This window comes from Enterococcus sp. HMSC076E04 (genome assembly GCF_001814285.1).
In the GTDB taxonomy this organism is placed as follows: domain Bacteria; phylum Bacillota; class Bacilli; order Lactobacillales; family Enterococcaceae; genus Enterococcus_B; species Enterococcus_B lactis.
In genome coordinates, this window is the sequence record NZ_KV815576.1 from 1 (window position 1) to 6,441 (window position 6,441).

Annotated in this window: 13 protein-coding genes and 1 tRNA gene; 6 read left to right on the plus strand and 8 right to left on the minus strand. The window is 35.3% G+C overall.

What is annotated here, in order from left to right:
* The first annotated feature begins 30 nt into the window (after positions 1-30).
* Entirely contained in the window at positions 31-579 is a 549-nt protein-coding gene (locus tag HMPREF2961_RS02805; protein ID WP_070703929.1) for a nitroreductase family protein, read from the plus strand.
* Between the two features lie 55 nt (positions 580-634).
* On the opposite strand, the gene HMPREF2961_RS02810 is transcribed toward HMPREF2961_RS02805, so the two are convergent.
* Together HMPREF2961_RS02810 and HMPREF2961_RS02815 are read right to left on the minus strand one after the other, a co-directional pair.
* The gene (locus HMPREF2961_RS02810; RefSeq protein ID WP_002315109.1) at positions 635-1,117 is read right to left on the minus strand and encodes a hypothetical protein; all 483 of its coding nucleotides are present in this window, start codon (positions 1,115-1,117) and stop codon (positions 635-637) included.
* Between the two features lie 105 nt (positions 1,118-1,222).
* Complete coding sequence (locus HMPREF2961_RS02815) at positions 1,223-1,420, minus strand: hypothetical protein (protein WP_002315110.1); 198 nt, start codon at positions 1,418-1,420, stop codon at positions 1,223-1,225.
* Positions 1,421-1,714: 294 nt separating this feature from the next.
* On the opposite strand from HMPREF2961_RS02815, the gene HMPREF2961_RS02820 reads away from it, so the two are divergent.
* The 3 genes from HMPREF2961_RS02820 to HMPREF2961_RS02830 all read left to right on the plus strand — a co-directional run bounded on the left by HMPREF2961_RS02820 (position 1,715) and on the right by HMPREF2961_RS02830 (position 3,079).
* Entirely contained in the window at positions 1,715-2,464 is a 750-nt protein-coding gene (locus HMPREF2961_RS02820; protein WP_070703927.1) for a C39 family peptidase, read from the plus strand.
* 68 nt (positions 2,465-2,532) lie between these two features.
* A complete protein-coding gene (locus HMPREF2961_RS02825) occupies positions 2,533-2,961 on the plus strand; it encodes a hypothetical protein (protein ID WP_002329143.1) in 429 nt (142 codons plus the stop codon).
* A 45-nt stretch (positions 2,962-3,006) separates the two neighbouring features.
* A tRNA-Gln gene (locus HMPREF2961_RS02830) sits at positions 3,007-3,079 on the plus strand.
* A gap of 147 nt (positions 3,080-3,226) precedes the next feature.
* Here HMPREF2961_RS02830 and HMPREF2961_RS02835 read toward each other — a convergent pair.
* Positions 3,227-3,598 carry a YxeA family protein gene (locus tag HMPREF2961_RS02835; protein WP_002315113.1) on the minus strand — a complete coding sequence of 124 codons (372 nt, stop codon included), beginning with the start codon at positions 3,596-3,598 and terminating at the stop codon, positions 3,227-3,229.
* Between the two features lie 215 nt (positions 3,599-3,813).
* On the opposite strand from HMPREF2961_RS02835, the gene HMPREF2961_RS02840 reads away from it, so the two are divergent.
* Positions 3,814-4,002 carry a hypothetical protein gene (locus HMPREF2961_RS02840; RefSeq protein ID WP_002292937.1) on the plus strand — a complete coding sequence of 63 codons (189 nt, stop codon included), beginning with the start codon at positions 3,814-3,816 and terminating at the stop codon, positions 4,000-4,002.
* A gap of 91 nt (positions 4,003-4,093) precedes the next feature.
* Here HMPREF2961_RS02840 and HMPREF2961_RS02845 read toward each other — a convergent pair whose 3' ends face one another.
* Complete coding sequence (locus HMPREF2961_RS02845; RefSeq protein WP_002288067.1) at positions 4,094-4,282, minus strand: hypothetical protein; 189 nt, start codon at positions 4,280-4,282, stop codon at positions 4,094-4,096.
* 23 nt (positions 4,283-4,305) lie between these two features.
* Positions 4,306-4,569 carry a hypothetical protein gene (locus HMPREF2961_RS02850; protein WP_002292935.1) on the minus strand — a complete coding sequence of 88 codons (264 nt, stop codon included), beginning with the start codon at positions 4,567-4,569 and terminating at the stop codon, positions 4,306-4,308.
* A gap of 157 nt (positions 4,570-4,726) precedes the next feature.
* On the opposite strand from HMPREF2961_RS02850, the gene HMPREF2961_RS02855 reads away from it, so the two are divergent.
* Positions 4,727-4,984 carry a hypothetical protein gene (locus HMPREF2961_RS02855; RefSeq protein WP_002292934.1) on the plus strand — a complete coding sequence of 86 codons (258 nt, stop codon included), beginning with the start codon at positions 4,727-4,729 and terminating at the stop codon, positions 4,982-4,984.
* A gap of 69 nt (positions 4,985-5,053) precedes the next feature.
* Here HMPREF2961_RS02855 and HMPREF2961_RS02860 read toward each other — a convergent pair whose 3' ends face one another.
* The 3 genes from HMPREF2961_RS02860 to HMPREF2961_RS02870 all read right to left on the minus strand — a co-directional run bounded on the left by HMPREF2961_RS02860 (position 5,054) and on the right by HMPREF2961_RS02870 (position 6,165).
* The gene (locus HMPREF2961_RS02860; protein ID WP_002315115.1) at positions 5,054-5,245 is read right to left on the minus strand and encodes a hypothetical protein; all 192 of its coding nucleotides are present in this window, start codon (positions 5,243-5,245) and stop codon (positions 5,054-5,056) included.
* A gap of 142 nt (positions 5,246-5,387) precedes the next feature.
* Positions 5,388-5,708: a hypothetical protein gene (locus tag HMPREF2961_RS02865; RefSeq protein WP_002315116.1), complete on the minus strand. Its 321-nt coding sequence runs from the start codon at positions 5,706-5,708 to the stop codon at positions 5,388-5,390.
* Between the two features lie 22 nt (positions 5,709-5,730).
* A complete protein-coding gene (locus HMPREF2961_RS02870) occupies positions 5,731-6,165 on the minus strand; it encodes a universal stress protein (RefSeq protein ID WP_002292929.1) in 435 nt (144 codons plus the stop codon).
* Positions 6,166-6,441: the final 276 nt, after the last annotated feature.

The window sequence follows — 6,441 nt, forward strand, 5'->3', positions numbered from 1 at the left end:
TGCGGATGTAAAGTATTTAATTCAACCTATATAGGACGTAATGTTTCACTTTCTAATGAAGAATTGACAGCTTTGATCAAAGAAGCAATTAAAGAAAGCCCAACTGCTTTCAATGCTCAATCAACACGCGCAGTTATTCTTTTCGGAGATGCACATGAAAAACTTTGGGAAATCACTGAAGAAGTACTTCGCCCATTGACTCCAGCAGAAGCTTTCCCAAATACACAAAACAAATTAGCTGGTTTCAAAAATGGTTATGGTACAGTATTATTCTTCAAAGATACTGACGTGGTAAAAGGTCTACAAGATCAATTTGAATTATATGCAGACAACTTCCCAGATTGGTCAGAACAATCAAACGGAATCGCAACAGCGAACACTTGGGTAGCATTAGTTGATAAAGGATTGGGCGCAAACCTGCAACATTACAACCCAGTTATTGACGAAGCAGTTGCAAAAGAATGGAATATCCCTTCAAACTGGAAACTACGTTCACAATTAGTATTCGGTTCACCAGAAACACCAGCTGGGGAAAAAGAATACATGAACGATGCAGATCGCTTCCGTGTATTCGGATAATTTTACTTGAAAAAAACAGAGGTTGTGACAAACATCTTGTCGCAACCTCTATTTTTTATTCTGGATCGATCATAATATCAATCTCCGCCTCATCGTTCAAGCGTTGGGACAAAAATGGAACTAATTCTTCTAATGATGCAGAAAATTTCAGCATCGGTCCCCGCCATCCGTTTCGGAAAAAATTCATTTTTACAATTTTAGAACCTTTTGGTTGGTACAACACGATTTTATTGATTTCAGAAAAAGGAACACCTTTTTTATCAAAGCTATTCAAGACAAGCCCTTCTTCTGTAATTCCTCGACTGTCCAACAAAAAACTAATAAAAATCATCGCTGACAAAATCCCTTTTGCCAATTCATCTGCTGTAGGCTGGCTGATGAGTGTGTACCAAATGACTAGTACTACTAAGAATGGTATGACCAAGTAGACCCATCGATTCCGAACAGTCCGATAAATAATTTCTTTTCGCACCAGCCAAAGAAATAAGAACATAACAACAACGAATAAAAACAATAGGACCGTAAAAAATGTTACCATGACAACTCGCCTCGCTTTTTCTTCACCTGAAAACAGGAAAAGAATACTGATTTACCTTCTCAAAGAAATTGGACTTGCAGCACGCCGCACGTCCAATTATTTTCTTTATTCAAATGTATCATATTTTGCAACAACCATGCTTGCTTTTTCATCTAATAACTCTTGATCCTCTGCAGCACATTGGGCAACTTTGACCACGGCACAGTTTGTCATTTTTGATACAACTTCACCAACGACCGTTTTTGTAAAGCCAATTGGTTTGCATGCATATTGTTCTCCTAAATTAATCATTTCTTCCGTCATCAAAATCCTCCTAAACTGCTGGAACTTTTCTCCATATTACAATTGCTATTTTTTGGAGATTTAACTATTTGATTTTTTGTTTACAGTCAAAAATCAACCTTACAGGCATTATAGCGTACTGTTTTCGTTTTCACAATTAAAACAGCTGTTGTATCTAGAAGAATTTTTTCTAAAATAATAAATAATATTCCTCAAAAACTGATTATTTCTTACATATTTAAATAAAATACTTCCCTTCCCAATAAAAATACACTTATAATAGGAAAGATAAACAGCTGAAAAGGGAGATTTCCAATGAAGAAAAAAACATTTAAAAAACTATTGTTTCTAGGAGGTACAGCTACTCTTTTATTAAGTGGTACAAGTTATTACCTACATATCCATTCTCCAGAACATACAATGAATACTACACAAAAAAGTTCAACACAAAAAACGAAAAAAACAAAAGAGAAAGCAGAAGTTTTGCTAGATGTTCCATTAGAGAGCCAGTTTGACTCTCCTTCTCTAGAAAATGGCTGCGAGGTCACTTCGCTTTCCATGCTTTTATCTTTTTATGGTTATGAAACGACTAAAAACCAGTTAGCTGAACAATTGGATTACGTCCCTGTTTTCAATGCAGATGGGACTCATGGCGATCCTAATGAAGGATTTGTTGGAGATATCAGTGGCGGAGACTGGGCTATGGGCGTCTATGTCCCTCCTATTGCCTCTCTTGCTCAACAGATCGTCCAAACGGATTATCATACTTTACCAAAAACAGATGCTCAACTAGATGATATCAAAAAAGCTCTATCTAAAGGAAATCCTGTATGGACTTCCGTGACTATCAATTTTGAAGTCCCTGATGAAACTGATTTTATGACTTGGACAACAAACAACGGAGAAGTAAGAGTCACTCCACTTGTTCATGCTTGTGTAGTCACTGGATACGACAAAGAGAATATTTACGTCAACGACCCCTATGGCGTAAAAAATCGAGCAGTACCGATCAATGATTTTTCGGCCATTTTCACTGCAATGAGCGGACAAATGCTAACTTTGTAGAAAAGCTAGTAATTAAAGTAAAAATCCCTTATACTCTAGATACCGAACCTTTGAAGGGAGCACAGATAATGGAAAAATTCACTCATAAAAAAATGGATCCAAATGAAATTCCGATTATTTTTGTCCGTGACCGCAAAGGAAATGTTCAAGGTAAAGTTTCTATTAATGAGTGGAACGAACGGCGCAGACCTGCTACCCTCAATGAACTAGAAATCAAACTGTATCGTCAAGCTCTTGTCTATTATGGAGACCAAGAGTATGGAAAAGCAATCGATTTATTAAAATTTCTAATCGCTCGAACAGAGTACACCCACTTTGAATATATCGAGCGTTTAGCAAACATTTACCATATCATGAATGAACCTGTCAAAGAATATCAGTTGCTTGACTCCGTCTTGTCAGTAGCAGAGCGGATTGCCCTTCCTGCTGGACTGGAAAAGAAACTGGTGCGTCGCCTTTTACGAGTAAAACAACAACTATCTGATCAAGAAAAATAACTTGCGTTTTTTTAGAAAAGTGCTATGATTATTTTGTTGAATAAATGGGATGTAGCCAAACTGGTAAGGCACTTGACTCTGAATCAAGCAATTGTAGGTTCGAACCCTGCCATCCCAATTTGATGAGCTTGTTGATAAGAAATGAACCCCTGAAAAAAGAATGATCTTTTTTCAGGGGATTTTGGAATATTTTTATTATTTATTATTTAGTTTACATAATCTTATTATAATCAACAATTAAATCTGTAGCGCTCATACAGTAGATTTAGCCAATAATTGCTAATGCTTTTTCCGGAACTTTTTCTCTAGGAACTTCTTCATACGTTTCTATGTGTGCTCCTTTATTGCTGATTTTCAAATAATGATTTTCTTTTAACACAGAAAGTCCATTAAATTCAATTGTTCGTTCTTCCCCATCGGCATTAGCAGCTTTTTGAACATACCTTGCCGTTCCATGTTCATTTACTTCCTCTGGTTTTTGTGTTTTTACATAGACCTCACCTTTTTCAACTAATGGATTTAGTTGGTCAAGTATACCAGGGATTTCCCCGTAACTTCCTTCAGTATAGTATTTCAGTCCAAATAGCAAAATACCACTAATCGCCGCCAATCCTATCAAATATTTAATCACTTTCATCTTTCTACCTCCTTGTTATATATCCAGTATATGGGGCAATTAGAGAAATTCCATCCGTCCTAAGTTGGAGATTTTTCTCCTACTTTAGAAGCGAGAAACAAGTGTTTTTTTAGCAAAAATGATCGTTATTTGATATTATGGTGATGTGGATAATTTAGATTTTCTCGCTTTATCCATGGAAAAAAATCAAGTTGATGGCAAAGGATGTGTTCAAAATGAATCAAGAAGAATTATTTCAAAAAGTCAAGGAAATGATAAAAGGCGGCAACTTCGACGGCGCAAAACGATTTATCGAAGAACATAAAGAACAACTAGGTCCTTACAAAGAGAAAGCACAAAATCTTCTAAAAGACGTAAATATCGACAGTGTGAAAGACAAGTTCAAAAATCTATTTAATAAGTAGGAATTTTCATTTCTGGAACACCGTTTGTCCAGAAGAAGGGACTGTGACACGACTTTTGTCACAGTCCCTTGTTTTTTCTGAATCATCCTTACTAAAATAAGCGTGTCGGATCATAGTGATAAGTCACATTGCCGTTCAGCGATGCTTTTCCTACCACATATTTACGATTCTCCAATTTCAGCCATGCTTCTCGAAAAGCCATCAATTCTTCTCTTTTTACATCGATTTTTTCGATTTTTCCATCAATCAAATCTTGGATAAGTTGTTCATATGGATTCATTTTTTTCCTCCATTTACTGTGAATCAATAAGTTGTAAAAATAGGTTCATATGCCTTTTTAGTATCCAGATCTTCTCTGACTTTGACTGTCGTATAAATAATTTTTTCTACTGGGATACTATAATAACTACCTTCACCGTTATTGAATCGGTGAACGTCTTTCTTTGCTAAAATACCATTGATTTTATTCGTCAGTACACGTTGTTCGACACTATTGCTTACAACATAGTAAATCACCCGAATATTATTGATTAAATGCAAATCGATTTCTAACACTACATGATCCATGAAAATTCCACTCCTTCTTTCACTTTGATTATAGCAATTTTCCCCTATAAATTCAAAATCAATACATATTTTACTGGATAAATCCATAGAACTGCTTGCGCCTTCACGCACAAAGTGTTATTTTGTATCTTGGACTTTATTTATTGGAGGCAATAGTATGATCGCGATCGGTCAGTTCGTTTTTTATATTCCTTTTTTTATTATGCTAAGCATTCTTTTCTATTACATAAAATGGACGAAAAAGAAGTTTTCAGTTTTACTGGCCTCTTTACCTGCCGTATATTTTACTTATCAGATTTTTTCTTTTAGACATTGGGAAACAACATCTGTATTAGTGATACACATCATCGAATTGACGCTTGCAGTAGTTTTTCTAATCATTTGGATCTATTTTTTATATAAAAATCAGAATTGAATCCTAGCAGTTTCAAAAGAAAACGATTAAAGATCAGCAGAGATTTGCTGTATCTTTAATCGCTTTTTTCTATTCTGTGATACCAAAAAAATGTTTGAATCGATGAAGAAGCGTTCCTTGTTTTAATTCTATAAATTCTTGTGCAATCGGATATTTTTCTTCCAAATTTTCTTTGTTCTTTTCAATCAGACTTTTTGCTTCTTCATATTTTTTATCTGCACATAATACTTTTACTTCCTGTAAAACTTTTCCTGCTTCCATTTACCTCACCCTCTTGCCTTTTTTATGGCTTTAAGTTTGATTTAAGCTATACGCATTATTCTATATTCATCCCAAATAACCTTTTTTCATTTTTTACTCCTCGAACCAATCAGTTTTCTAAAGACTGATTGGTTCATCTTTTTTATTTTTCATCCATTTTATGCTGCTCTTCTGCTAATTTGTCTAATGCTTTAATGGATGTGACAGTTTTCGCATAATCATAGCTGTATAATTCTGTAAATTTATCAGGCAGAACAAACCACGCTGGATGGTAGCCGTTCGCAGTGATCGGGAATCCTTTGTCTTGTTGATTATCTCCATCCCACCTTACAGCAACACCTTTTTTTCCTTTCCACTTTATTAAAGCAATCGAGTATCCTTTTTTTGTTTGTGTGCCGTCTTCAATAATTGCTAAAATTTCTATTTTTTCTTTTGGTGCACGAACTTCTTGAGGGCGAACCATTTTCTATTCCTCCCTTATCTAATTACTTCACGACCAATACACTGCAAGGGGCATGTGAAACGACATAAGAAGCGGTCGATCCGACTAGTGCTTGTTGTATCGCTCCTTTTCCTGTCGCTCCCATAACGATCAAATCAATATTTTCTTGTCCAGGGATGACATTGGCAATCAAATTTCTTGGATCTCCAGTTTCAACTATTGCATGGATCTCAGCAATGCCGAACTCTTTGGCATCATTGATTTTTTTCAGCATGGCTACTTCTGTTCTTTGTTTTTCATCTGCATAGATTTTTGAAAAGGCATAGGCACTATGGGTCAGCTCAACTTTGTTGATGATTGACACGATAAATAAGTGGGCTTCATTGTCCTTTGCTAAGTCAAGGGCTTCAGCGAACGCTTTGATCGATTGTCTTGATCCGTCAACTGCTACCATGATGTTCTGGTATCTCTTACTCATTGGAACCGCCTCCTTTTTCTTTTATTGTAACATCTCAAGCAAAAATACAAAAAATATACGCAATGTGTAAATAAAATGATGATTAATAGCAATTTTTTTCAAGTTATTTATACATTTCTGTTCTCATCAGAACACTTGTTCTAAACCTATCATTTCTGCATTATGTGGAATTTCTCATCATTTTTCACATGAGATGAACATCATTCTGTTACAAAAAACGTGGATTTGTCATAAATTGTCATGCTTCTTTTACCTATGAAATATTTTCACGTGTTA